This is a genomic window from Dysgonomonas sp. UBA7710, from assembly GCF_002482385.1.
Lineage (GTDB): Bacteria > Bacteroidota > Bacteroidia > Bacteroidales > Dysgonomonadaceae > Dysgonomonas.
Genome location: NZ_DLFW01000050.1, coordinates 25,533 through 50,035, shown reverse-complemented (window position 1 = coordinate 50,035; position 24,503 = coordinate 25,533). Strand labels below are relative to the sequence as shown.

The window sequence follows — 24,503 nt, the reverse complement described above, 5'->3', positions numbered from 1 at the left end:
TGAGTACATTTATCATATCAGCGGTCATCTTCTCCAGATCATATTCAGGTCTCCAATCCCACTCCTGACGCGCACAGGTATCATCCAGTGAGTTGGGCCATGAATCGGCAATCGCCTGCTTCAATGGATCTATATCATATTCCATCTCAAAATCAGGATAATGCTTCTTTATAGCTTTATAAAGCATCTCCGGATCGAAGCTCATTGCCGCTATATTGAACGAATTGCGATGGATCAATCTATCTGGATTAGCTTCCATTATGTTGATAGCAGCATTCAGGGCATCCGGCATATACATCATATCCATAAAAGTTCCGGCCTTCAACGGACAGATAAACTTCTCCTCTTTCACCGCATTGTAATATATCTCTACGGCATAGTCGGTAGTTCCACCTCCCGGATGGGTCAGGTTGGATATAATACCCGGAAAACGAACCGAACGGGTATCCACCCCCCAGCGGTCATGGTAATAATCGCTAAGCAATTCGCCCATCACTTTGGTTATACCGTATACCGTTTTCGGGCGTTGAACTGTATCCTGAGGCGTCTTATCCTTTGGGGTATCAGGCCCGAAGGCGCCGATAGAACTCGGAGTGAACACAGCACAATTAAACTCCTTAGCTACATCGAGGCAATTCATCAGGCTGCCCACTCCGACATCCCATCCCAGCTTAGGATTTTTTTCGGCCGTTGCTGACAATATAGCAGCCAGATTGTAGATGGTATCTATCTTGTATTTCTTCACTGCATCGGCGATCTGTTTTATGTCGGTGGCATCTATCTCTACGGTGGGGCCCCAATCGAAAAAACCATCGGGATAAGGAGGCTTATAATATCCGCAGATTACATTACTGTCGCCGTAAATCGAACGCAATTTGATACTTAGTTCCGAGCCGATCTGACCCGTACTGCCTACTATAAGAATGTTTTTCATCGTTTATTTAATTACACCTAATTCTCTTCCTATTTTTGTGAATGCCGTTATACATTTATCAAGATGGTCTTTTTCATGACCGGCAGATATCTGCACACGGATACGCGCCAAGTCTTTAGGCACTACCGGATAATAGAATCCTGTAACATAAATACCTTCATCCAATAACCGGGCTGCCATATCCTGAGATAACTTCGCATCATACAGCATCACCGCGCAGATGGATGATTGTGTTGGTTTGATATCAAAGCCTGCCGCTTTCATCTTTTCTACGAAATAGTCTGTATTAGCATGCAGTTTATCTTGTAGTTCATTCGTGCGTTCCATCATCTCGAACATCTTAATCCCCGCCGCTGTGATTGCAGGAGGTAGCGAATTTGAGAATAAATAAGGACGTGAACGCTGGCGAAGCATATCTATTATCTCCTTTTTACCTGTTGTAAATCCGCCGATAGCTCCCCCAAACGATTTACCTAAAGTACCCGTGATAATTTCAACCTTACCACGCAGATTGAATAACTCGGTAGTGCCTCGTCCGGTCCTGCCCACAACACCCGCTGAATGAGATTCGTCTATCATTATCATGGCATTGTATTTCTGTGCCAGTTCGTATATTTTATCCATCGGGGCTACATTACCGTCCATAGAGAACACACCGTCTGTAACTATCAGCCGGAAACGTTGCGATTGTGCCAGTTTCAACTGTTTCTCGAGGTCTTCCATATCCGCATTTGCATAACGGTAGCGAACAGCTTTACACAGACGTACGCCATCTATTATGGAGGCATGGTTCAATGAATCGGATATAATAGCATCCTGATCGTTCAACAACGGTTCGAACACCCCGCCATTGGCATCAAAGCAGGCCGCATACAAGATGGAATCTTCCATACCGAAAAATTTTGCAATGGCCGCTTCGAGTTGCTTATGCAAATCCTGAGTACCGCATATAAACCGGACCGAAGACATCCCGAAACCCCGGGAATCCATAGCCTCTTTGGCGGCTTCGATCAATTCCTTATTATCTGATAACCCCAGATAATTATTTGCGCAGAAGTTCAGCACTTCCTGCCCGGTACTCACACGTATAGATGCTCCCTGTGGAGACACGATTATACGTTCATTTTTGTACAGTCCTGCCGATTGTATATCAGCAAGTTCGTTTTGTAGATACTTTTGAAAGTTAGAGTAGGTATTCATAGTCTTAATTTTTAACGTAAAGGTAATAAAATGTCATCTGATAGAATAAATATTAATTGGAAATATTTTTTCAAGATCAGAGAAATAAATCTTTCAAAAATGAAATGACAAAAGTATCCCAACTAAATCTAAAATATAGTATCGTAATAATCAAAAAAGGTAACAAAAGTAACACTTTTTACAAATAATACACACCTGTCACTTTTCTTTCTATAACCCATAATCAGCTGGTAAATAAACCATTTTTGATTTATTAATAAAAAAAGTAACAAAAGTAACAGATTCTACACGCTTTTTCATTTCTTACTTTTTATCTTTGATTATCCAACATCACTATCTATTCTTAGATATAGATAAATTTTTATAGTATATATATATATATGTTTGCCTGTTTTTCATCTGTAATATTTTATTACCGCATATATCCACACTATAGTTTATATACGATTAATGTCTAAAAATGTAATCATGAAAAAGTTATTATTTTTATTTTTTATTTTATTATCAAGTCATGCCGGTATGCATTCACAATCAGGAAAAGAATTATTGACACTGGATAATTATCTGATTCCAAAAAATAAGAAGGGAATATCTATTGGAAAATTCAACATTCCCGCAGGAGAAAAAATCTCGTTGACAAAAGACAATTCCAGATTATTCACAATAAGCAAGGACGGATACATCTCCCTGAAAAAAAATGCCGCTCTGACAGAATCCTCTCCCTGGCGTTTCGAAGTTACTGTAAAGACCAAAGACGGAGAGAAAACCTTCGAACTGGTCAGAGACGACTTTATCCGAAACAAGGTAATCGCACACCGTGGGGCATGGAAAAACCATGATGCCAGCCAGAACTCATTAAAATCATTGAAAAAAGCGATAGAAATAGGCTGCGAAGGCTCCGAATTTGATGTATGGCTGTCTTCCGACAATAAAGTTATTCTCTCACACGACCCCGAAATAGGAGGTAAAAAGGTAGAAGAAACTACTGCCGGAGAACTACATAAAATAGAATTGAAAGACGGAGATAAACTGCCAAGCCTCGAAGAATATATCAAATGTATTAAAGAACAGAATAAGACCCGTCTGATACTGGAAGTTAAAGCTTCGCAAAAAGGAAAAGAACGTAGCGAAGCCGTTGCCGATTCGGCTGTCCATATAGTACACCGTATGAATGCGCAGGCATGGACCGACTATATAACATTCAGTTTCGATGCGGCAAAACGCATCAGAGAACTGGACCCAACGGCAAAAATCCTTTATCTGGAAGCCGATAAAACGCTGGAAGAACTGAAAGCGGAAAGAATGTCTGGTATAGATTATCACTATAGCCATTTTCTTAAAGATACGGATCTAGCAAAAAAAGCAAAATCCATGGGATTACTCACCAATGCTTGGACTGTGAATAAAGTAGAAGATATGCAAACAATGCTCAATCAGGAAATCGATTACATTACCACAGACGAACCGGAAATACTTCTTGAAATACTGGACGCTAAAAAATAAAAGTTATACTTCAATACTGTAAGCGCTGAAATTCAAATATTTCAGCGTTTTTTTTATTTTCCATCAAAAAAATAATAGTCTTGTTGTGGAATATATGCTATGCATTCCTCTATATGATGCAACCGATAAAACTTAGATTATTATGAGTAAGACTGCAATATACCCCATCTGTCTGATATCGATGATAGCCTCTGCTATATTCTATCAGTTCAAAGGTAATCCCAGAGATAAATACAAAAATAACATTGAAGTATTGGCTCAATCCATAGAGCGACCGGAACACCAGTCTTCTACATTGACAGCCTATAATGATGCCGTACCAACCATACTGTCGGTTATGGCGATAGCCAGACCATTGCTAACCGGACAGGAGCCGTTTTCGGTAAGCCTCGATAACGGAATATGGTATATCAGCGGAACAAAAGGCGATATAGTAAAAGTCAGTAAAGCCACAGGAGAAGTATTATGATATATTCACGAATAGATAATATCTGAAAATATAAGGCTGCCCCCTTAGCCTCCCGGCTTCGTCAGGTAATGAACATCTCTCAATTTCTCATTCATTACTTGTAGCTAAGCCGGGATTAAACAAGAAAGTCCGGTATAGAACCGGACTTTTCATCTTATTTCTTTTCTTTTCCGAAATGAGAGAATTTAGATACATAGTTATCGGGAATATTTTGACCGTTAACTGCTCCCGAAAGTGTAGCTGTACTTAACATATTATTTTCATCGAGAACATATTTATACACGATGTCAGCATAGTCGGACTCCACCCCGTTCCGGTCTATTTTCTTTATTACCGTTCGCGATACATTATTCACGCTAGCCTTTCCAAGATATTTAGCCGACAGAAAAGGCAAACTGGACATAAACCAACACCCTCCCCTGCTCTTTATACTTATTGTATTCAGAGGCATTTCATATACATAGCTTGCCGACTGAATATATGCAGTCTTGTCATATGTATATATATGATGATAACCGGCCGATGAAGTCACTTCGGTTATATTACCATCTGTAATCACATATTCTTCAGCATATGACAGGGAGTTATTATTTCCACTATAATCATAATGATCCATATTGGTCATATATCCTTCTGCATTATATTTACAGACCGTGGAATCGTTCTGTGTTCTTCTGTTCGATATTAGTTCGCCATCCTTAAATGTCTCTATATTGGTCACATGCAAGGCATAATCTATCTGTTTATTCTCATTCAGGTAAATCAGCAGGCTATCCGATGTCCGGCCTGTCGCAGAGGAATTCCTTACGCGGGAAAAAGAAAAGAATTTATCCTTATAATCAACCCGGATATAATCTCCCCCATCATTATCAATGATGATTATGGAATCAGCATCATTGTATGTCAGGGTAAAATCATCTCGGGACTGCATTTCCAACTTATTAGATTCCGGATAATCCACACTTTCCAACAGCCAGTAGTATTCAGGTTGAGGCTCCGGCTCAGGTTCGGGTTCCTTTTCATGATAAAGCATTATATCTTCTCCGGCACACGAAGAAAATATGACAATAACCGATAAGATACAGATAATGTAGCGTGTTAAGATCTTCATTCTTTAATATAAATGATAGTGTTTAATTAAGCTTCAATAACATTAAGCACTTTTGCCAGACCCGGCAAAATAAAAATTAATACTGGTTCTGCTCTGGCTAGTTAAGACGTGCGTTTTACATGCTCAAAGATAATATATTATCCCTAATTAAAAATATCCCTGCTATAAAACATCATGATAAACGAATGCTTTTCACTGCTATTATTCCGTTTGTCTATCGTATAATTCATATCTTTATCGGCTAAACTATAAAATATTATAAAATATATGAAATTACGATTGTCGGTTATTGCCCTATGCCTCATATTGGTTATAGGAATGTTTTCTCAGACCAAACAAAAATTACCTCAGATATATGCAGCTCCGCCCGTTGCTGTTATCAATCCGTTAATTGTGGACTCTACCAATCTGAAAGGAGATAAGTATTCGGAAAAGGAGTTATTGAAAATGAGTATGACCATTCCTGAGCAAACCGCTTTTGTAAGACCTCTTAAATCCGACACTGCCGGATATTTTTATGCGGAAAAGCCAAGGGAAGGCTATACTTTCCAGCTATTCTCATTCTATGTACAGGCCGACCGTTATGCGAAATTATCCTTAAAGATAACCTCTCCGAATATGTTCGAACTATACGTAGATGGTAAACTCAGCACATCGAAAACCACCAGAGAAGAAAATTTCAGGAATGAAAAAGAGGTTACTGCTGCTTTCAACCCATATCCTTTATCCAGCCGTGTTGTAATCAAGCTACTGGCTTCGGCGGAAGATAAGTCCTCCCCGATTTTCAAAATTGTATTGGAAAATGAGAAGGATGATGACAAGACTACTTTTTCAGTTCAAAATACGAGTAAAAGGTTTGTAAACTTTACTGATATGCTCTTAGGTAAAAGAGTAACCAATACCAGTATATCGCCAAACGGACAATACGCTTTGATTTCGTACAGAAATACATTCGGAGAAAAAAGCGTATCCACAACCGAATTATATAATGTTTCTACAGGCAGGCAAGTCCTTCTGGATACCGATGGCAGTAAAAAACAGTTAAGCTGGATGCCTGTAAGCGAAAAAATGTTCTACTTATTAAAAACGGAAGATGGCACAAATCTGATTACCATCGATCCGGCGACATTACAGGAAACGATCCTTGCAAAGAACATTCCGGACGAGTATATGACTTTCTCCCCCGATGAAAAGACTCTTTTCTATACCAAACAGGAGAAAGGCGAAGAAACCAAAGGCGATTTAAAGCTTTTATTATCACCTGAAGACCGCCAACCGGGGTACACCAACCGTTCGTTCATCTATAAATACGACATCAGATCGGGTCTAAGCCAGCAACTTACATATGGCTCGCATACCACATGGCTCAACGATATCAGCGCCGACTCAAAACAGCTTCTGATTTCTTTTACCGATGAAACAGTGACCGAACGTCCGTTCCGTAAATATACGATGCTCAAACTGGATTTGCCGACTATGACAGTAGATACTTTATGGACAAACGAAGGCTTTGCACATGGCGCATCATTCTCTCCTGACGGGAAAAAAGTCCTCATTTCGGGTTCAGGTGAAGCCTTCGGCGGTATAGGACAAAATATAGATGCCGGACAAATAGCCAATAGCTATAACGGCCTCGCATTTATCATGGACTTGAGCACAAAACAGATTGACCCGATTACAAAGAACTTCGACCCGAGTATCGACAATAGTTTCTGGAACAAGAAAGATAATCTGATCTATTTCCGTACTACCGACAAGGACTATGTGAATATGTATGCATACAATCCTTCCGGCAAGTCTTTCGCTAAATTACCATTGAATGAGGAAGTCATCCGTTCATTCTCTACGGCTGACAATGCTATGTCCGCCATCTATTTCGGCGTGAGCCAGTCGAATTCTACCCGTGCTTATCTGTATGATATAAAAAATCAAAAGTCGACAATGGTAGCCGACCCATACAACGACAGGTTATCGGAAATGACTCTCGGAAAAGCAGAAGACTGGAACTTTACCAATTCCGCAGGAACAGAGATAAAGGGCAGTTGTTACCTGCCGCCAAACTTCGACGCGTCCAAGAAATATCCGATGATCGTATATTACTACGGAGGTACCAGCCCTACTTCCCGTACATTTGAAGGGCCGTATCCTGCTCATGTCTTTGCAGCGCAAGGCTATGTGGTATATATTATACAGCCGAGCGGCGCAACAGGATTCGGACAGAAGTTTGCAGCTCTGCATGTCAATGCATGGGGTAAACGTACAGCCGAAGATATCATAGAAGGCGTAAAACAGTTTGTAAAAGAACACCCTTATGTAAATGATAAGAAGATCGGCTGTGTAGGCGCATCATACGGTGGATTTATGACCATGTACCTGCAAACCCGGACGGATATATTCGCTGCTGCCGTATCCCACGCGGGAATCAGTTCCATCAGCAGCTACTGGGGCGAAGGATACTGGGGATACACTTATAGTTCGGGTGCAAGCGCGCACAGCTATCCGTGGAACAATCCCGATCTGTATGTAAAGCAAAGCCCGTTGTTCAGCGCCGACAAAGTACACACACCTATTCTGTTTACACACGGTACGGTCGACACCAATGTACCTATAGGCGAAAGTATCCAGATGTACACAGCTTTGAAGATATTGGGACGCCCGGCAGAATTCATACAGGTGAAAGACGAAAACCACGGAGTAATGAATTATAAGCGGCGTGTGGAATGGAACAATTCCATCATGGCCTGGTTTGCCAAATGGCTGAAGGACGATAATGGCTGGTGGAAAGGTCTTTATCCCGACGCAAAATAATTTTATTAATAATAAGTATTAAGTAATAAGCTTGAAGAACTTCAAACCACTTATTACTTAATACTTACAATGAAAGAATGAGTCCCAAGCGTACGAAAAATTGATTGTTGCCGCGCGACACATTCATATCATACCCTGTCTTTATATAAAACAAACTATAGGCGCACATAATATTAGGAGTAAGCACAATTCCGCTCGACTTTTTCTCATGGAAATTTCGTAAATACCCCACATCGCACGACAGCCACAAAACACTTTTATCGGCATAATCTCCAAAGACCATATTTGCAAAATCGAATGTCGGCGAAATAGCCTTCGTATTCAATCCTGAAAGTTTGGTACTGCCTCCTGTATAATCCAAGCCTCCGAACAAGAAGAAATTTACATCTCCTTTATATGTGTAATATCTGGTATGTACATTAGCTGCGAACTGGACTCTCTCACTCTTTGCCACTTGCATGCCTGCGCCGATCATCTGCGCCGATACAGTAATGGATACAAGCACGAGAACTAAAAGGAAAATCAGAGATTTCAGCATATTCATTTTTATACAAGATTATTCCCTTACTAAAGGCAAGGTAGAACAACGGAGCAACCCGCCCATTTTGGATATCTCGAAATAAGGGATAGCCTCTACAGTCAGCCCCCATTCGTCAGCCAGATGGCGATTAAGGCGCGTAAAACGCTCCTCGCTTACAACAACCGTAGGAGATATGGAAAATACATTCGTATTCATATAATACATTTCTTCCTGTGTAACCTCGAAAATATTCTTTCTACCGAAGAAATCGACCAGATAATGATAGTCTTTTTCGTGCTTGAAGCCATCTTTATAGATAATAGCCTTACCATTACCTACAGGCATGAAAGTGCAATCGAGATGCAGGATACCTTTATGGGGGTCGGTATCATCTTTTTCCAGCTCTAATGCCACAAAATTCTTCTCAGGATATAATTCCCGAAGGAATGCTATCGCATACGCATTTGTTCTGGCCGTTTTGTACTCGGGATAATCTCTTTCCATATAAGTGCCTACAAAAACAGTATCATCATACAGTACCACGTCTCCGCCTTCTACATGCGCTTTCTCCGGCAGGTTATATATTTTATTGAAAGCTATCCGGCTATAGATAGGCGCATATGCTTCCTGTTCATCTGCCCGGTCGGGTATAATATTTGATGTGATGATCTTATCGTCAATTACAAATGCTACATCACGGGCATAAACCTGATTACAGTTGGGCAAAATAAGAGGACGAAGAATTTCCACACCATATTTTAAGAAAATTTCTTCAAATGCGGTCATTTCATCGGCGATACTCCCCTCTTGGGGATAAGTCCCATTTTGTACAGACTCATATGATTTGGCATCATATGTCTCCTCCAATACTGGTTCTTTTCCCAATGAATACGGTTGTCCCAGCACAACGGTTTTCAGCGGTGCAGTTTCATTTTGTATATTCAGTATCATAATCTTCCATTTTGTACAAAGATAGTGCTTTTATAAAAATAAGGGATACCCCTTTAAGCCTTTAGGATAAATGCACGAAGATTGGCAACTGAACCACCTGTTAAATATTTACATTTATTAACCATATATAGTTAAAAAGTAACAAAGGTAACACTATTTACAGTCATCAGTTAGCAGTCATCAGTTAACAACTTGTATCTCGTGTCTTGTCTACTCGTAACTTCCCCAAAAGGTAACAAAGGTAACACATGTTTCAGTTAACAGTAAACAGTTAGCAGTCAACAACTGGTAAGATGTGAAACCTTTGCGCCTTTGCGTCTTTACGTGAGACAAAACAGGGCGTCAGCCAACCCGTAACTATCCGCAGGACGAAGAAATAACATTCGCCGAAGCGAAGGCGAGGCAAACCCGTAACTCTTAAAAAGTTACAAAAGTTACACTTTTTCCTCTATTTTTTATCTGTTACTTTTTTCCCTCTCTGTAAGTCCCCCTTGGGGGATTGAGGGGGCTGATTCATTTTTTCAAAGAGCTACAAGCTACCGGCTCTAATTACATAGATAAACTTTTACAAAAAAATGAACTTCGCGCCATTGCCCTGTTAAATCTTATTTTTCTTTATTATAGCTATCATTGAACAATACAAGTCTTATTATTGTTTTATTGTATTAATCAGGCAAATTATAAAAACAGTAGTATGGAAAAAATGTACACAGCAGTAGCGACTTCTGTTGGAGGAAGAAGTGGTAGTGTCAAGTCTTCGGACGGAGTACTGAACCTGGAAGTGAGACCTCCAAAAGAAATGGGTGGCCCGGGTGGTAATTACACAAATCCTGAACAACTTTTTGCAGCAGGTTATTCCGCCTGCTTCGGCAGCGCATTAAGCCACGTTGCATTAGCAAAAAAAATTCACATAAAACCGGAAGTGACTGCCAGAGTAAGCATCGGCACTAAAGAAGGCGGAGGCTTTCAACTGGCTGTGGAAATGGATGTACATATAAAAGGGATCAGCCAGCAAGAAGCTGAAGAACTGGTTAAAGAAGCACATCAGGTATGCCCTTACTCCAATGCTACACGAAATAATATAGAAGTGACTTTGAAAGTAACCAGTGAAAATAAATAATTAAGCAGTTTCACTGCCCTGTATTTATTATTATATATGGATTGATTTTTTGGATAAAAAGCGTGAGTATAAACTCACGCTTTTTATTTAATAATAATATTGTGTTGAATTAGAGAAGGGCGAAAAATCTTTCACACCTGCATTCTCTACTTCAATATCACGGTCACTCCTTTTGCACCATGTGCGCCTACAACCAGCGACTGTTCTATATCAGCCGTTTTGGACGGGCCGGAGATAAATACACCGAATCCATAATCGTTGAATGTCAGTTTATCATAGGCTTCATGCATATTATTCACCACATCCTTCTTATCGATTACGATAACAAGATATTCCGAAATAAAATAAATCACTTTCTCCTTTACGTTCTGCGGAACCCATACACATCCGTTTTCAGCAACACCTACCTCTCCCTCTATTATGGCCAGGTCTATCCCATTCAATTCGTGCGGACCCGCGGCATTATCCGGATTAATAGTTGCAATGGTTATATCCGGTAAGTTGGAGGCTATCACTTTAGCGTCCGCATACAGAGAGCCGATAACTTTATTTATATCTTCATCATCATTCAGGATAATGGCATCTCCTCCTACAGCCTTACTTATTTCTATAAATTGGGCGATTGTATCGGGATATTGTATTCCTTCTATATCTATATCGGGCATTTCATATCTGTCGGTTATATGCTGCCTTATATTGCCTAATATATCATTTTTACTACTCATCCTTATTTGTTTTTAGTCTGTACTTTCCCCTTTTTCCACATCTCGGTAAACGATTCGCCTGCAAATCGTGGTAATTCCCGTCCTTTACCCCAGTCGTTCAATCCGTTATACAGCATAAATCGCGGCAGGTGATTTACAACCGGTGCAAGTTTCAGTCCTGTTTTGTATAAAGCCGGATGCATAAACAGGAATTTCATGCCCCACGACATCATCTTCTTCATCTTATCCGCCTTGTGAAACGAATCGAGATTCTGTCGCCAACGGTATATCTGATCTGCCAGATCTATTTTTACCGGACAAACATTGTTGCACGAGTAGCAAAGCGAACAAGCCGAAACATTATCAGCGTATTCCTCCGGCGATTTCAGCATTCCCAGATTAATACCGATAGGCCCCGGTATAAAATAAGTATAGGAATACCCTCCACTTCTCCGGTACACCGGACATGTATTCATACATGCCCCGCAACGGATACATTTCAGCGTTTGTATATGTTCTTTATTTCCGAGTATTTCACTTCGTCCGTTATCGACCAGTATAATATGCATCCCGCAACCTTTACGCGGCTTGCGGAAATGGGAAGTATAAGTCGTTACAGGCTGCCCCGTAGCCGAACGGGCGAGCAAACGGATATATACACTCAGGGCTTTGAGATCCGGTATAATTTTCTCTATTCCCATCGATACAATGTGTACTTTGGGCAGAGAGGTACCCATATCAGCATTCCCTTCGTTGGTACAGACTATCACGTCACCGGTCTCCGCCACACCGAAGTTAGCCCCTGTCATGCTTGCATCGGCTGTCAGGAATTCGTTGCGCAAATGCTGACGGGCAGCGCGGGTAAGGTATGTAGGATCACTGTTATTTTTTTCGGTATGCAGCTTATCTTCGAAGAGTTTGCCTACTTCCTGCCGCTTCAGGTGAATGGCAGGCATTACAATGTGGCTCGGCGGCTCATTCATCAGCTGGAGAATGCGCTCACCCAAATCGCTCTCAACCACATCGATACCCCTGTTTATCAGGTAAGGGTTCAGGTGACATTCTTCGGTAAGCATAGATTTACTTTTTACCAACTTCTTCGCATTATTCTCCGAGAGAATACCGTATACGATCTCATTATGTTCCTTTGCGTCTTTTGCCCAATGAATAATAACACCGTTGGATTCAGCATTACTGACAAATTTTTCAAGATATTGGTCGAGATGGGTAATGGTATGCATCTTCACCTTCGCAGCCAGTTCACGCAAGTGTTCCCATTCGGGGATAGCCATTGCCATACGATCACGTTTCTCCCGTACCATCCAAAGGGTTTCGTTATGCCATGTTTCCTGCTCTTTATTAGCAATAAAGCGGTCTGCCGCCTTCGTATGTTTTGTACTCATAGTCCCGCAGCTAAAATTTGAATAACATGAATAAACTTAACCGGAAGTTTCTCTCTGCTAACCACTCCCTGCATATGCATCAGGCATGAACTATCGGCTCCGGTTATATATTCTGCCCCGGTAGCCATATGGTTCCTTACTTTATCCTGCCCCATACATACAGAAACAGAAGGTTCTTCGATAGAAAACATTCCTCCAAAGCCGCAGCATTCATCGACTTTCTGAGGTTCCAGTACTTCTATTCCTTCTACTAAGGACAGTAAATCCCTGACCTTTGAGTAACGGGGAATATTTAATTCACTTGCCGAAGATAAATGTAATTCCCGCACACCATGACAACTGTTATGTACACTCACTTTATGAGGAAAGTTACCCGGAAGTTTGTCCACTTTCAATATATCGTGAAGGAACTCGCACAGGTCATATATTTTTCCGCTTGTCCGGCAAAAATGCTGTTCTTTCTGCAGCAGGCGGGGATAATTTTCTTTTACAAAAGCGGCGCAACTGGCCGACGGAGCGACAATATAGTCGTATTTGCAGAAAAGTTCTTCGAACTGTTTTGCCAAAGGAATGGCTTTGTCTTCAAAACCTGCATTTGCCATAGGTTGCCCGCAACAAGTCTGATCGATGGGATAATCCACATCCACACCCAGATAATCGAGCAGCTTGTATGAGGCTACCCCCACTTCGGGATATATGGTATTTACATAGCAGGGGATAAATAATCCTACTTTCATCTTTATCTTAAAATTAGTTGATCGCTATAAAGGTAATAATATAAAAAACTCAAAGCCAGCAGACTTTGAGTTTTTTATTATTAGACTTATCAGCCTTTTGTTTCCAGATACACGACATGTGTCTGAAGATATTCTTCAAGTCCGTGTTTACCATCGGCGCCGCCGATTCCCGATTTGCGCCATCCGGCATGGAATCCCTGCATAGCTTCAAAGTTTTCACGGTTGATGTATGTTTCTCCGAATTTAAGCACTCTTACCAATTTGAAAGCTGTATCCAGATTCTGAGTATAAACGGAAGATGTCAGCCCATATTCACAATCGTTAGCCCATTCAATGGCATCGTTTATATCGGAAAATTCAACGACAGGCAATACCGGGCCAAATGTTTCTTCCTGTATAATATCCATTTTCTGAGTGGCTTCTGCAAGAACAGTAGGCTCGAAGAAATAGCCTTTCGTTCCGATACGCTTGCCCCCACAAAGAAGTTTACAGCCTTGATTTATCGCTTTCGCTACTTTTTCTTCCACCGATTTCAACGCATTAGCTTCTACAAGCGGCCCCATATCCAAATCCGCAACTTCGGAAGGATTACCGGCCTTTACAGCTTTCATCCCAGCAACCAGTTTTTCAAGGAATATGTCTTTCACTTTCTTGTGTACATATACCCGTTCGGCACAGTTACAAACTTGCCCTGTATTGATAACACGGGATGCGATTATCGATTTCACCGCGAGATCGAGGTCGGCATCGTCCATAACGATAGCCGGAGCTTTACCTCCCAGTTCAAGCGAAACTTTAGTAACATTTGCCGATGCAGCGGCCATAGTTTGTACACCTGCCCCTACACTACCTGTAAGGCTTACCATACCTACTTTCGGATTGGCAGCCAGTTCGTGACCGATAACAGAACCACGTCCCATTATCAGGTTGAATACTCCGGCAGGAAGGCCTGTTTCTTCAACTATCCGGGCAAATACATATGCGTTTTCGGGTGTGATCTGGCTCGGTTTTACCACTATTGTGTTTCCCGTCACCAATGCCGGAGCTGCTTTACGGGCTATGAGGAAGAACGGGAAATTCCACGGAAGAATACCGGTTGTAACCCCGATCGGTTTTTTAAACAGGAAAATATTTTCGTGCGGACGGTCGCTCTGGATAATTTCACCTTCATATCTGCGTGCCCATCCTGCCATATATTCGAGGTAATCGGCTGTGAAAAGGACTTCTACATTTGCCAGCCCCTGTGTTTTTCCTCCTTCACGAACAATTATATCAGTCAGTTCTTTTTCTCTTTTACGGATTCCTGCTGCAATTTTTATCAGGTAACCCGCCCTTTCCACAGCAGGAGTGGCGGCCCATTTGTCCTGCGCCTTTTCGGCAGCATCGATTGCCTTCTTCGCATCTTCGATTGTACCTTCGGGTTGTCGTGATATTACTTCTTCTGTCGACGGATTTAGTACATCTATCCATTTGCCGGATGTGTTTTCTACAAATTTACCGTCGATAAACATTTTTAGTTCTTTCATGGTGTTTAATGTTTATATTATTAATATACAGGTATTCCAAGCCTAAATTCGGAAACTAAAATTATAAAAAAAACAGCATACCGCATTACAAAATTTGATATTATAGTTTCAATAAATGACCATATAGCAATAAACTAAACTTATCTTTACAGTTTAAACTAAACTTAACATGAAACGAATAGCAATAACGGGAGCGGCAGGCAACCTTGGCGGATTATTAGCTCAGGGAATGAAAGATATGAATGTAAATCTGAACTTGCTGATACATAAAAAAGATGCCGCCGATAATCTGAAAGAGAAAGAGAATATATCCGTTTTTAAAGTAGATTTAGCAAACAAGGAGACATTGCGCGATGCACTCGAAAATGTCGATGTAATCGTTCATTTTGCGGGAATATTATTCAAAGCGAATCCCGAAAAATTCCTGCCGACTACGAATACGCAATATTTCAACAATTTATTAGATGTCGCTATCGGGCAGAAAGTAAAACGCATTATCCTCATCAGTTTTCCACATGTAGAAGGTGAATGCAGCCCGGAAAATCCGGCGACCGGAGTATTGGACGGAGAACCGGAATCGATGCATGCAAAAACACGTCTCGAGGAAGAAAAACTCTTGTTCCGGTATGGAGAGAAATATGATTTCGAAGCTGTCTCTTTACGTGTAGGGATGGTCTACGGTAAAGGAATCCTTATGATAGATGCAGCACAATGGTTTGCCCGCCACTGGTTACTGGGAGTGTGGAGGAAACCGACCTATATACATCTCATCTCGAAACCCGATTTTGTGGATGCAACTATTGCGGCCACTCTAAACCCCGATATAAAGGGGATTTATCATATTGGGGATGAGGGGGTGCAAACTCTGCAACAATTCCTTGACGATATAACAATCTATAAAGGAAATCACAAACCGTGGCGTATGCCCGTGTGGATGATAATGACGGCAGCCCGGGGATTTGAATTATTCTCCACGCTTTTCGGTACTCGAAGCCCGTTGACCGTTGATTTTGTAAAAATAGGAATAGTGTCTTATTATGGAGATACGAGGCGCATGAGAAAGGAATTGCTTCCCGAATTGAAATTCAGGACATATAAAGAAGGCATTGAACTGTTTTGAAAAAAAATAAAGGGAAGAATAAATCCTTCCCTCCAATTTGTTTAATAAACATCACATCTTATTTATTAGCTACAAGAACACCTTGTGTCTGCTGATATGTAGCATTTAATATTGCCAGATATTTACGGTATTGCTGTGCAGATAATACAGATTTAGTGTTTGCCAAATTGAAGGCCAAGGCTTTCCAAGCCCCCTCTTTGTCATTATCCTGCAACGCATTTTTTAATCTCTCAGCCGAATCATAGAATATATTCCCGAGCTGTTCTTTCTGTGCAGGACTTGCCTGTACATAATCGGTTACTGTATTGAATGTGCTCTTGTTATTCAACACCCATAAAACCTCATAATCGTTACTCGCAAATGAACTGATACTGAACGCCAGTATCGCTACAAATAAAATTGATAACCTTTTCATAACCAAAAAATTTTAATTTAAAAACAATCTTTATTGACTTACAGGCATAAAAAAAACAAAGAAATCCCATCTTATCCATGGTATTCTTTGTTTGTTATACTTGTAAATTATTAATAACCTAATTCACGATACAAATGTAAAGAATAATTTTCAATATAGCATCTTTTTAACATAAAAATGCACATTTATATAACATATATATTTTCTATCAAATTATTGTAAACTTTTTTGATATATAATTGTTATATACAACTATGCTTATTGTAAAACAGACTATAGAAAATTATAGAAAAAAAAACGATCTATATATAAAAAAAAGCAACTGTTGGTTGCTTTTTTTTATCGGAGTAAGGCTGGAGAAATTATTCCGTTGCCCCTTTTACAAATTCAAGAACAACATTTCCTTCTTTGAAGAATGTCAGTTTATCTCCATTCAATCCGGCTTGCAGAGGGCTGGCAAGAAGCCCTGTAAATAAACCTTCACCTTTCAGGCTTGGACAAGCCATTTTTGTAGACATTACAGGGCCAAAAGTCACCGTATTTTCCTGCAATGTATATGATGTACGATATGTGTTACAGCCTCCATTGCCGAATGCTCTTCCGTCTGCTGTGAACTCCATTGTAGGAGTTTTTCCTGTAAACAATGTAGCCATATCACCACCAGCTATAGATGTAAGAGTCCACGTACCAGCCAGATTTTCTGCATTTACGATATTCGTAGCAGCAGCTACCTTAGGCGCTTCACCTTTTTCGAATTGTAGTATTACTGTTTTATCCTCAGACAGAGTCAGTAATCCCTCTTTGTCTACCGATAAGATAAGGTTAGGAGTAGAAAGCGCAGTAAAAAACTGGGGCTCTTTATTCGCTTGTACGCACATCATCATTGTAGCTGCCAGATTAGGCGCTGAAAATTCATTCTTATCTGTCAGCGTAAAAGCTCCGGTGAATCCGTTACATCCGCCATTACCGGAAATCAGACTTTTAGCAAAATCGAATTGCAGATAAGGCAATGTTCCTGCAAATGCTGTTTTAGCATCTTCACCTTTTAGAGTTTTAAGAGTCCAATAACCTTCCAATTGGGTTTTATCAACTGGCTTTGCCGAATTGCAATTTTGCAAGCCGAATGCAAGTGTTATAATTGCGATCACAAGAACCGCCGGATTTAAAATACGTTTCATAATTAATATTTTAATGATAATTCTATTACTTTAATTCAAATCTGTCGGCATCTTTCCATACGGGAAATTTAGCCCTGAATTGCTCCAATTCCAATTTTGATATACAAACAGTTCCTACCTGCCCGAGGTCCGTCCCAAGAGAAAGGATTTCATTTCCTTTAGCATCGATGACTTTTGAACAGCCTTCGTGTATCAGTCCGTTACCATCCTTTCCTATCCGGTTTACCCCACATACATAAGTCATATTTTCAAGAGCACGGGCCATCAACAAAGCATTCCATACTTTTGCCCGTGAAGCCGGCCAGTTAGCCGTATAAATAAGCAGGTCATACTCATTATCAATATTTCTGGCCCATACGGGAAACCGTAAGTCGTAACAAATAAGTAAACAGATATTGAAGCCTTTATGTTCAAAGATCAAACGTTTGCCTCCTGCCGAAAAAGATTGAGGTTCAGCACCCATGCGGAAGAGATGGCGTTTGTCGTAATAGAATTCTTTATCAGGAGTAATGAAAAATCCCCGGTTGTAAAAATCAGTGTTTTCCTTGGCAATAAAACTTCCGCAAATAGCCACGTCATATTCCGCGGCCCACTGTTTCAATAAGGTAATAGTAGTACCCCTAAGCGGCTCAGCCAGATTACGGCTGTTCATAGAAAAGCCGGTAGTACACATTTCGGGCAGGATTATAACATCTGTTTTACCTTCAAGTCCCGACACAATAGTGTGTATGTAATCAAGGTTTTTCTGTTTATTTTCCCATGCAATGTCGTATTGCACAAGACTAATCCTGAGCTTACAATCTTGTAGCATAATATGTTATCAAGTTAAAAGTGAAGAACGAAAAGTGAAAAATATATTAAATCTTAATTTTTCACTTTTAATTTTTCGTTTTTCATTTTAAAGAAAAGTACTCCGGATGCTTTGCAGTCACTCCTTTATAGCAGGCTTTAATTATTTCCAAATCGGCGTCCACATCTCCGGAAGGCATCAGAATCTCCTTAAAATCAGCTTCTTTCCTACCGTAATCAAGTGCCGCAACAACAATCGGTACATGAGCTGCCAGAGCAATAAAATAAAACCCTTTTTTCCATTCTGCATTCAGTTTCCGGGTAGCTTCGGGGGTTATAGCAAGTTGAAAACTTTCTCTCTTAGCATATATTTCCGCCATCTGTTCTGTCAGTGAAGTTTTCCGGGAACGGTCTACAGGGATACCACCAAGTCCTTTGAAAATAAGATTCATAGGGAAGAAGAACCATTCTTTTTTAATCAGGAATGATGCTTTTCTGCCTAATGCACTATAAACAGTCAGGCCCAAAGGCAAATCCCAGTTACTTGTATGAGGTGCAACACAAATAACACATTTCTCTGGCAGTTCGGTCTGCCCTGTTATTTTCCACCCGATAAGGCGGAGAATAAAATTACTGAAACTTTTCATTAACCCAGAGATGCTATTTCTTTGGCGATCGTATTTGTTTGTTCCTGGATGTCAACTCTTAATTTTTTATAATAAGACTTAACCCTGCCTTTTACATCCTTGCCTTCATTTACATTTACCCGTTTCAGCAATTCGTTTTGTACTTCTACTATACGGGCAATGACTTTGTCTGCAGCATCTTTGTCTGCATCCACTACGAATATCTTATAAAACAGACAATCGACATATAGTAATTCCATCGTTGCATTTATACTTTTTTTTAGTTTTCGTCTGCTACTCATAAGAAAATATTTTTTATACGTTTATATCTTTATTATCTTTGTGCTCCTTTTTTAAGGAAAAGAGATATTTAATGTCTTGTCTTTAAATCATAACCAATACCGTTGTTTTATTTAGACATACAATTAAATAGGTCTGAAACCTTAGGTTGCGGAGGCAAAGGTACTAAAAAAGATACTGATAAACTTACGCATTAAAAATTAATAAGTATTAAATTAGAGAAACCACAAAACGATACAGTATATAGCATAATATGGCAAAACAAAATAACAATCCCGACTATATCTTCGAAACAAGCTGGGAGGTTTGCAACAAAGTAGGAGGGATATATACGGTATTATCGACAAGGGCTAAGTCGATGCAGGATATATGCAAAGACAAAGTTATATTTATAGGACCGGATGTATGGACGGAAAAAGAAAGTCCGTGGTTTAAAGAAGATGAAACCCTCTTGGCAGACTGGAAAAAAACTGCGATAAAGCAAGACCGGTTGAACATTCGTGTCGGCCGTTGGGATGTTCCCGGACAACCTATCGTGGTGCTTGTAGATTTTAACCAGTTTTTTCCCGCGAAGGATGCGATTTATGGCGACATGTGGCATAAATTCGGTGTAGATTCCCTGCATGCCTATGGCGACTATGACGAGTCCTGCATGTTTGCATATGCTTCAGGTGCAGTTATCGAAAGTTTTTATAAATATCACAAACTTCAGGATGAAAATGTAGTCGCTCATTTCAACGAATGGATGTTAGGAATGGGTGCATTATATATAAAAGACCGTCTGCCTAAAGTGGGGACGCTTTTTACCACACACGCCACATCTATCGGGCGTTCTATAGCCGGAAACGGCAAACCTCTTTACAATTATCTGTCGGCCTATGATAGCGACCAGATGGCGCGCGAACTGAATATGGAAGCAAAGCATTCCATAGAAAAGGCTGCCGCACAGCATGTCGATTGTTTTACTACTGTGAGCGATATTACAGCCCGTGAGTGCCGCCAGTTGCTTCATCGCGATCCTATAGTGACGCCTAACGGATTCGAAAAAGATTTTATTCCGGTAGGACAAGAGCACGAAGAAAAACGCCTTGCCGCCCGTAAGAAACTTATAAACGTAGCAGAAAAATTATTGGGATATGACATTCAGGAAGATGCTTTGCTGGTTGCAACCAGCGGGCGTTATGAGTATCGCAACAAAGGTATAGATGTATTTATCGACGCTATGCACCGGTTGGAGCAGATAAAGCAACTCGAAAAAGACGTAATTGCGTTCATAATGGTGCCGGCGTGGATCAGCGGGCCCCGCGCCGATCTGCAGGACAGGTTAAAACTGAAAAAGACTCCAAGTGCTGCTCTCAGTCATCCACATATAACTCATTGGCTCCGCAATATGAACCACGATTCGGTCCTGAACCAGATTAGTTATCTGAAAATGGAAAATAAAGCGGAAGACCGGGTAAAAATTATTTTTGTTCCATCTTATCTCAACGGCAATGATGGTATATTCAATATGCCATATTATGATTTGCTTATTGGTCTGGACGTCACTGTATTTCCTTCTTACTATGAGCCTTGGGGCTATACGCCACACGAGAGTATTGCATTCTCCGTACCTACTATTACGACTTCCCTGGCCGGATTCGGACTCTGGATGCGTAAGATGGGCGATGAGAAAGGAATGGACGACGGAGCAGAAGTCATAACCCGTGATGACTACAATTTTATTGAAGTTTCGGAAGATATCTGCAACCGTGTATTCGAAATGACGACAAAAAGTAATGAGCAGGAGAAAATCTTGCGTCAGGCAGCATTAGATAGGGCTGATATGGCCGATTGGAAACATTTCTTCAAATACTATCAGGATGCTTACCGCATTGCCTTGGCCGAAGCCGCAAACAGAATATGAATCTTTGGTTTATTGCAAACGTTTGCAATAAACAGGAGAGACTTAAACAAAATATATAGGGAAAAGAAGCTTCAAGTTTATTATATTTGTAGTTTCGGGAAATTAAACAAACCGCAAAACATATCCGTTATAAAAGGAGTGAGGAAAGGAATCTATACAGTTTAAATAATATATTTATGAGAATTAAAGCAAGTTATTCTAACACTCCCTCTTGGAGGAGTGCGTATACACAAGTGAATCTGCCGAAAGAATTACTACCATTGGAAAAGATGGCACATAATCTATGGTGGGTATGGAACAACGACGCAACAGACCTTTTCGCTGAATTTGATCCTGAACTTTGGAGAAAAAGCGAACACAACCCGGTTATCTTACTACAGAAAATTTCTTACGAAAGAATTGACGAAATTCTTAAAGACTCTATCCTGATGGATAAAGTGAAAAAAGTGATTAAGAATTTCGAATCATATATAGCCGAAAAATTTGATAAAGCAAAACCATCCGTTGCATATTTCAGTATGGAGTATGGCTTTTCGCATGTATTGAAGATTTATTCAGGAGGTCTTGGGGTATTGGCCGGCGACTATCTGAAAGAAGCCAGTGATAGCCACGTAGACCTCACAGGGGTTGGTTTCCTGTACCGTTATGGATATTTCACGCAGTCTATTTCTCCTGACGGTCAACAGGTGGCTAATTATGAGCCGCAAAACTTCGGTGAATTACCTCTCGATCCGGTATTGAACGAAGACGGAAACCAGATGATCCTGGCTGTGCCATACCCCGACAGGGATATCTATGCAAATGTATGGAGAGTAAATGTAGGACGTATTAGCCTATACTTGCTTGATACCGATCTCGATCTGAACAGTGAATATGACCGTCCTATTACTCACCAGTTATATGGTGGTGACTGGGAGAACCGTCTGAAACAGGAATATCTGTTAGGTATCGGTGGTATTTTGCTACTTAACAAACTGGGAATTAAGAAAGAAATATATCATTGTAATGAAGGCCATGCCGCATTGATTAATGTTCAGCGTCTGCTTGATCTTATCGAAGGTGAAGGGCTTACATTCAATCAGGCATTGGAAGTTGTACGTGCTTCGGGTCTGTACACAGTGCATACTCCGGTTCCGGCAGGACACGACTATTTCGATGAAGGTTTGCTCGGTAAATATCTTGGCAGCTATCCGGCCCGCCTGGGTATCTCATGGCAGGATTTTGTAGATATGGGGCGTGAGCATCCGGGAAGCGGGGAAAAATTCAGTATGAGTGTGTTTGCGCTCAATACCTGTCTTGAAGCCAATGGCGTAAGTTACCTGCATGGAATCGTTTCGCGCCATATGTTCCAGCCTGTATGGCCGGGATACTTTCCTGAAGAGCTACATGTAGGACATGTAACCAATGGTGTACACATGCCGACATGGACTGCAAAGGAAATGAAAGAACTATATGAGAGGACATTCGATAAGAATTTCTATAATGACCAGTCTAATCATGAAATATGGGATAATATATACAGCGTTCCCGATGCTGAAATATGGAAACTGCGTCTGGCAATGAAGAAACGTCTGGTTTCTTATGTTCAGGAGCAAATGAAAGAAGGATGGATAAAGAACCAGAAAGCGCCGTCTGCAATATTCAATATTGTGGATAAAATCAATCCGGATGCGTTGCTAGTAGGTTTCGGCCGCCGTTTTGCGACATATAAGCGTGCTCATTTGTTGTTTACTGATCTCGACCGTTTGTCGAAACTTGTAAATAACGAAAAATATCCGATCCAGTTCCTGTATACAGGAAAAGCCCACCCAGCCGATGGAGCCGGACAAGGTTTGATAAAGCAGATTGTAGAGATCTCGCGCCGTCCTGAATTTTTCGGAAAGATCATTTTCCTTGAAAACTATGATATGCGTCTTGCCAAACGCCTTATATCGGGAGTTGATATCTGGTTGAATACGCCGACACGCCCATTGGAGGCTTCCGGTACATCCGGCGAAAAAGCAGAAATGAACGGGGTACTTAACTTCTCCGTCCTTGATGGATGGTGGTATGAAGGATACCGTAAAGATGCCGGCTGGTGTCTGACAGAGAAACGTACTTATACCAATCAGGCATATCAGGATGAACTGGATGCTTCAGAGATATACTCTATGTTCGAGAACGAGATACTTCCTTTGTATTATGCCCGTAATTCGAAGGGATATTCCCCTGAATGGATACAGTATATCAAGAACTCCATCGCCAATATCGCACCGGAATATACAACCAAACGTATGATCGACGATTATATCAAGAACTTCTATAAAGTGGAAGAAAGCCGTTCTAAACTGGTTACTGCGAACAACTATGCCAAGGCTAAGGAATTGGCTGCATGGAAAGAAGATACCGCTGCCAACTGGGATAAGTTCACAGTAGAGCAGTTGACCTTCAACGGGCAGGATTTAAGAGACGGGGCCGGACTTTCTTCTCCTAACCTTACCGAAGGTGAAAAGATGAAAGTGGAAGTAGTCCTTGATAAGAAGGAAATGAAAGGTGATTTAGGTGTAGAATGCGTACTGACTGAATATGACGCGGAGAAGAAGGTTGATAAATTCATATCGGCTCAGGAATTCAAGTTAGTGAAGCAGGAAGGTTCGAAACTGTATTTCGAAATGAATGCCGAAGCTAAAATACCGGGCTTGTGTAATTTCGCATACCGTGTGTTCCCTAAACATCCGGACATGGCTCACCGTATGGACTTTGCTTATGTACGTTGGATTTGATAGTCTTTAAAGCAAGATAAGAGAATAATAATTTTCGATAAAGTGAACCCTAGAAGTTTGACAACTTTTAGGGTTTGTTTTTTTGATAAGTTTATCTATATAATCAGAGCCGGTAGCCTTTAGTTGTTAGCTCGTAGGCTCTTTGAAATATTGATATGAGGATTTAAAGATTCAAGGTTTAATGATTTAGAAATTGAAAATGAATAAAAGTTGTAACCTTTGTTACTTTTTAAGAGTTACGGGTTTGCCTCGCCTTCGCTTCGGCGAATGTTATTTCTTCGTCCTGCGGATAGTTACGGGTTGGCTGACGCCCTGTTTTGTCTCACGCAAAGACGCTAAGACGCAAAGGTTTTACATCTTACCAGTTGTTGACTGCTAACTGTTTACTGTTTACTGAAACATGTGTTACTTTTGTTACCTT

At 40.7% G+C, this 24,503-nt stretch carries 21 protein-coding genes; 7 read left to right on the top strand and 14 right to left on the bottom strand.

Translation table 11 applies throughout. From position 1 onward, the window contains the following. On the bottom strand, positions 1-934 hold a 934-nt coding region (locus tag B3317_RS18160), incomplete at its 3' end, for an NAD-dependent epimerase/dehydratase family protein (RefSeq protein WP_291114574.1). A gap of 3 nt (positions 935-937) precedes the next feature. Next, positions 938-2,134 (bottom strand): glycine C-acetyltransferase, encoded by a 1,197-nt coding sequence (kbl, locus tag B3317_RS18155; protein ID WP_291114573.1) that lies wholly within the window; start codon positions 2,132-2,134, stop codon positions 938-940. Between the two features lie 468 nt (positions 2,135-2,602). Here kbl and B3317_RS18150 point away from each other — a divergent pair, with 468 nt between their 5' ends. Together B3317_RS18150 and B3317_RS18145 are read left to right on the top strand one after the other, a co-directional pair. Beyond that, entirely contained in the window at positions 2,603-3,637 is a 1,035-nt protein-coding gene (locus B3317_RS18150; RefSeq protein WP_291114570.1) for a glycerophosphodiester phosphodiesterase family protein, read from the top strand. 142 nt (positions 3,638-3,779) lie between these two features. Next, positions 3,780-4,106 carry a hypothetical protein gene (locus B3317_RS18145; protein ID WP_291114568.1) on the top strand — a complete coding sequence of 109 codons (327 nt, stop codon included), beginning with the start codon at positions 3,780-3,782 and terminating at the stop codon, positions 4,104-4,106. A gap of 154 nt (positions 4,107-4,260) precedes the next feature. On the opposite strand, the gene B3317_RS18140 is transcribed toward B3317_RS18145, so the two are convergent. Further along, complete coding sequence (locus B3317_RS18140; RefSeq protein ID WP_291114565.1) at positions 4,261-5,217, bottom strand: hypothetical protein; 957 nt, start codon at positions 5,215-5,217, stop codon at positions 4,261-4,263. A gap of 267 nt (positions 5,218-5,484) precedes the next feature. On the opposite strand from B3317_RS18140, the gene B3317_RS18135 reads away from it, so the two are divergent. Further along, positions 5,485-8,025 (top strand): alpha/beta hydrolase family protein, encoded by a 2,541-nt coding sequence (locus B3317_RS18135; RefSeq protein WP_291114563.1) that lies wholly within the window; start codon positions 5,485-5,487, stop codon positions 8,023-8,025. A 64-nt stretch (positions 8,026-8,089) separates the two neighbouring features. Here B3317_RS18135 and B3317_RS18130 read toward each other — a convergent pair whose 3' ends face one another. Together B3317_RS18130 and B3317_RS18125 are read right to left on the bottom strand one after the other, a co-directional pair. Continuing rightward, positions 8,090-8,569 carry a hypothetical protein gene (locus B3317_RS18130; RefSeq protein WP_291114561.1) on the bottom strand — a complete coding sequence of 160 codons (480 nt, stop codon included), beginning with the start codon at positions 8,567-8,569 and terminating at the stop codon, positions 8,090-8,092. 12 nt (positions 8,570-8,581) lie between these two features. Further along, entirely contained in the window at positions 8,582-9,496 is a 915-nt protein-coding gene (locus B3317_RS18125) for a dimethylarginine dimethylaminohydrolase family protein (RefSeq protein ID WP_291114558.1), read from the bottom strand. A gap of 694 nt (positions 9,497-10,190) precedes the next feature. Here B3317_RS18125 and B3317_RS18120 point away from each other — a divergent pair. Beyond that, positions 10,191-10,616, top strand: a complete 426-nt coding sequence (locus B3317_RS18120; protein ID WP_291114555.1) for an organic hydroperoxide resistance protein — start codon at positions 10,191-10,193, stop codon at positions 10,614-10,616. A gap of 146 nt (positions 10,617-10,762) precedes the next feature. Here B3317_RS18120 and B3317_RS18115 read toward each other — a convergent pair whose 3' ends face one another. The 4 genes from B3317_RS18115 to aldA all read right to left on the bottom strand — a co-directional run bounded on the left by B3317_RS18115 (position 10,763) and on the right by aldA (position 14,986). Further along, the gene (locus tag B3317_RS18115) at positions 10,763-11,341 is read right to left on the bottom strand and encodes a LutC/YkgG family protein (protein ID WP_291114552.1); all 579 of its coding nucleotides are present in this window, start codon (positions 11,339-11,341) and stop codon (positions 10,763-10,765) included. A 2-nt stretch (positions 11,342-11,343) separates the two neighbouring features. Further along, a complete protein-coding gene (locus B3317_RS18110) occupies positions 11,344-12,723 on the bottom strand; it encodes a lactate utilization protein B (protein WP_291114549.1) in 1,380 nt (459 codons plus the stop codon). After that, on the bottom strand, positions 12,720-13,460 hold the full coding sequence (locus B3317_RS18105; protein WP_291114546.1) for a (Fe-S)-binding protein: 741 nt from the start codon (positions 13,458-13,460) through the stop codon (positions 12,720-12,722). The genes B3317_RS18110 and B3317_RS18105 overlap by 4 nt, the downstream gene beginning before the upstream one ends. A gap of 89 nt (positions 13,461-13,549) precedes the next feature. Next, positions 13,550-14,986 carry an aldehyde dehydrogenase gene (gene aldA, locus B3317_RS18100; RefSeq protein ID WP_291114543.1) on the bottom strand — a complete coding sequence of 479 codons (1,437 nt, stop codon included), beginning with the start codon at positions 14,984-14,986 and terminating at the stop codon, positions 13,550-13,552. A 169-nt stretch (positions 14,987-15,155) separates the two neighbouring features. Between aldA and B3317_RS18095 the strand changes: the two genes are divergently transcribed. Then, positions 15,156-16,106, top strand: a complete 951-nt coding sequence (locus B3317_RS18095) for an NAD-dependent epimerase/dehydratase family protein (RefSeq protein ID WP_291114540.1) — start codon at positions 15,156-15,158, stop codon at positions 16,104-16,106. Between the two features lie 58 nt (positions 16,107-16,164). On the opposite strand, the gene B3317_RS18090 is transcribed toward B3317_RS18095, so the two are convergent. The 5 genes from B3317_RS18090 to B3317_RS18070 form a co-directional block, all read right to left on the bottom strand. Then, a complete protein-coding gene (locus B3317_RS18090; protein ID WP_291114537.1) occupies positions 16,165-16,521 on the bottom strand; it encodes a hypothetical protein in 357 nt (118 codons plus the stop codon). Between the two features lie 362 nt (positions 16,522-16,883). Beyond that, on the bottom strand, positions 16,884-17,699 hold the full coding sequence (locus tag B3317_RS18085; protein WP_291114534.1) for an META domain-containing protein: 816 nt from the start codon (positions 17,697-17,699) through the stop codon (positions 16,884-16,886). A 25-nt stretch (positions 17,700-17,724) separates the two neighbouring features. Continuing rightward, positions 17,725-18,510, bottom strand: a complete 786-nt coding sequence (locus B3317_RS18080; RefSeq protein ID WP_291114530.1) for a nitrilase family protein — start codon at positions 18,508-18,510, stop codon at positions 17,725-17,727. Between the two features lie 82 nt (positions 18,511-18,592). Next, entirely contained in the window at positions 18,593-19,135 is a 543-nt protein-coding gene (locus tag B3317_RS18075) for a 1-acyl-sn-glycerol-3-phosphate acyltransferase (protein ID WP_291114527.1), read from the bottom strand. Further along, positions 19,135-19,416, bottom strand: a complete 282-nt coding sequence (locus B3317_RS18070) for a hypothetical protein (RefSeq protein WP_291114524.1) — start codon at positions 19,414-19,416, stop codon at positions 19,135-19,137. Before B3317_RS18070 ends, B3317_RS18075 begins: the two co-directional genes overlap by 1 nt. Positions 19,417-19,667: 251 nt before the next feature. Here B3317_RS18070 and B3317_RS18065 point away from each other — a divergent pair, with 251 nt between their 5' ends. Both B3317_RS18065 and glgP read left to right on the top strand, forming a co-directional pair. Then, positions 19,668-21,320 carry a glycogen/starch synthase gene (locus B3317_RS18065; protein WP_291114521.1) on the top strand — a complete coding sequence of 551 codons (1,653 nt, stop codon included), beginning with the start codon at positions 19,668-19,670 and terminating at the stop codon, positions 21,318-21,320. Between the two features lie 176 nt (positions 21,321-21,496). After that, positions 21,497-24,082, top strand: a complete 2,586-nt coding sequence (gene glgP, locus B3317_RS18060; RefSeq protein ID WP_291114518.1) for an alpha-glucan family phosphorylase — start codon at positions 21,497-21,499, stop codon at positions 24,080-24,082. Positions 24,083-24,503: the final 421 nt, after the last annotated feature.